The 2,691-nt window shown below is 55.9% G+C and carries 2 protein-coding genes; both read right to left on the reverse strand.

The features are described from left to right. Positions 1-12: 12 nt before the first annotated feature. Complete coding sequence (locus tag Q4D85_RS14490) at positions 13-483, reverse strand: hypothetical protein (RefSeq protein ID WP_303201512.1); 471 nt, start codon at positions 481-483, stop codon at positions 13-15. Next, entirely contained in the window at positions 480-2,594 is a 2,115-nt protein-coding gene (locus tag Q4D85_RS14495) for a hypothetical protein (RefSeq protein WP_303201514.1), read from the reverse strand. Before Q4D85_RS14495 ends, Q4D85_RS14490 begins: the two co-directional genes overlap by 4 nt. Positions 2,595-2,691 lie beyond the last annotated feature (97 nt).

Below are 2,691 nucleotides of genomic sequence, written 5' to 3' on the forward strand. Positions count from 1 at the left end.
GCACTTGTTGTCCTACGCCTCAACCACAAGAAGCTCTGGTGAGAAAACCTCAATAACAACTATGCCCACTTCAAATATGTCGAGGCCAGGCCAGATGGTTTCCAGAATATGGCTTTGAGTTTCTTCAATCCACTGCCATTGACGCACATGAGCGCCGACATCGACTACGCGCGTCGAAAAGCACGGTAATGGTTGAATCGGAATTGCGATACCACGCAGCTTATCAACAAGAAAGTGCTCTAACCTTTGTTCAAGTTTTCGCCGTAGTTTCCTAGGTATGTTTTCCTCGGTTCGCACAAAGTTAATCGCGGCCACTAATTCGGCCGTTGTCGCATGTTGTGCCACATGGGCGATTGACGTCACCACTGAATTCACGCCAATTCGCCGAACATCACGTACTTGTTGTTTCAGTGTTTCTACAAACAATCCATTCTCATCGTCGTCCGAGATATCGCGACCAAAAGTTTTATCTATGTAGTTCATTTCGCACCGTCCAATAATCGCCGAGCCAAGTCGACGCTTGCGGTACCGTCGCTATCCGTGGTGGGGTCGCTGGTAGTTTCCGCGTTGTGCGCTGCGGCCCATAGCTCCAATAACCGTCCGATGGATAATTGGTTCCGCAATAGTTCTAGTTCCGCAGCCACGAGATCGACAAGCGCTACTCCCCCAGCGTTGTAGCCGCCTTCCTGGAAACCGATGGAGCTGTCCAACCAGATGAGTTCATTCGTGTGCAAGTCCACGACAAACGGAACCGCCGAGGTGGAAACGGCGTTAAGCTGCGCGGCGGTTGCCACGGCGCGCGGTTCAAACAGGGAAACGTTGTCGTCCGCGTGAACTAGCATCGCCCCGGCGCATGCATCAATGCGGGCCAGATTGGTACCGGAGAAACTGATAACGCTGGCGATAAGGTACCGGGCTTCGGGTAGTTGCTGGATAAGCGTCGGCTCAGTGGTGTTTGCGAGCCGAATATCAATGAATTCACACGCGCCGTCTGGGTGCGGTCCGTAGATGACGTCGCCGGAGTGGGCGATGGATTCGCGCAGCGGGTTGTGGAAAAGGTTGGTGTAATCAACAAAGGCCAGTTGCTGCGCACAGTCGGCGTCGGCGATGCATACGGCGAGGTCGATATCGTCGCCGTACCAGTGTAAAAACAACCGCAGCGTTCGTGGCTCCCCTAGCGGTAGCCGTGCCCCACGTATGAGGTTGGTGTGGCTTGCGCTTGCCCCGCGCCGGATGAGTTGTACTGGCACGGTATTGCATGTTGGTACCAGGGTGTCAGGTGGCGTGGTTGTGTCACGTAGCCGCCCGATCATGCATTCTTCCAGCACGGATAACGCCTGGGTTACCAATTCCGTCGATACTGGTTTCGACGCAGTGCGGGCAAGGATGGTGCGGCCGCGAAGCCGCCGGACTTTCGTTTTTACCTCCCCGTTGGCGATCCCGTTATACGCGGAAATAAGGGTGGACAGTTGCACCTGGTGGCCGGTTGCGCGCAAGGTAGCCAGCAATGCCTCGGTGTGTGCTTGTCGACGCGCCCCGTCCGCCGTATCAATCAGGCGCAGCATATGGTGAACCCGCCGTAAAAGACCACCTGGGCTGTGGCGCAACAGCGCTAGCGCGGTGGGCACATCGCCGGTTTCCAATGCGCACTCTACCTGCGCGTTCGTGGTGCGATGGGGCGTATTGTCGAAAATGATGTCTAAGACATGCCTCGCGGCAGCATCAGTTGCGTAGTCATATGGGTGGCAGAACTTCAATACCCGCCGCCACAACTTCCGCCGACGGTAGACCATATCCATATCAGTCGTGGTTGCACACCTGCTCAATTGCGCCGCAATCAGCCGCCGCGATTCCCTCGGCAACGGGCGCATATTCACCGGAGAAGTGGCCGAGCATTGGAGGTCAACCCCACGTTCAACATCCCGGCAGTAGGTGCTTAGGATGCAGCGTAAAACATCATCAAGGTGGCGGGCTTTGGTAAACCCCATGGCAAGGCAGGTAGCGGGTTGATAACCGCATTCGGAAAGAAGAACCAGAGCGGCGGCCAGCTGTTCCCCGTTACGGAAATCAGTAGCACTAAACACGTCAGTGATGGCGGTATCTATATGGTCTGCGACATCGCGGATAAATTCCCGATCATGTCCGCTGGGTGCGATAACGCTTCCCCATTCGGATGTGATGGTGGAAGCGGTAAGTGTTGTCACCGTCAGTTTCCGAAGCAGACGCCCGAAATCAACATCACAAAGCGGCCCACCGGAAAGCCGATCGATGTCGGCTGGTCGAAACTCACCACGTGAGTGGTAATGCGCCAACGCCGTAGCAAGCAACTGCCAATCTGATTCCTGGTACACCTGCTTGGGAAACCCCGGAAATAACGGCTGCCACCGCCGGTCAGCGCCGATTGCCACCGCCGCGCTACCAAGAAGCTCGGTCAATTGCGCTGGCGCCAATTGCATTAATTGCTCCGGGTCGCAGGCGAACCCCAATCTGGCTAATTCCAGCGCTGCGGTTACCGCCTGCCGAGTAGATGGTGATGGTCCAGATTTCCTGGGCGCTGCGATGATCCCGCGCCGAATCATAGCCACGGTGGTCACGATTAACCACGCTCCTTACGTTAAAAATCCGCCAGTAACTGCGGGTTAAGGGACAAAATGTGTGTCTATTTCTGGGTATTGGCCCAGCTTAGAGGGG

Source organism: Corynebacterium sp. (genome assembly GCF_030532965.1).
In the GTDB taxonomy this organism is placed as follows: Bacteria; Actinomycetota; Actinomycetes; order Mycobacteriales; family Mycobacteriaceae; genus Corynebacterium.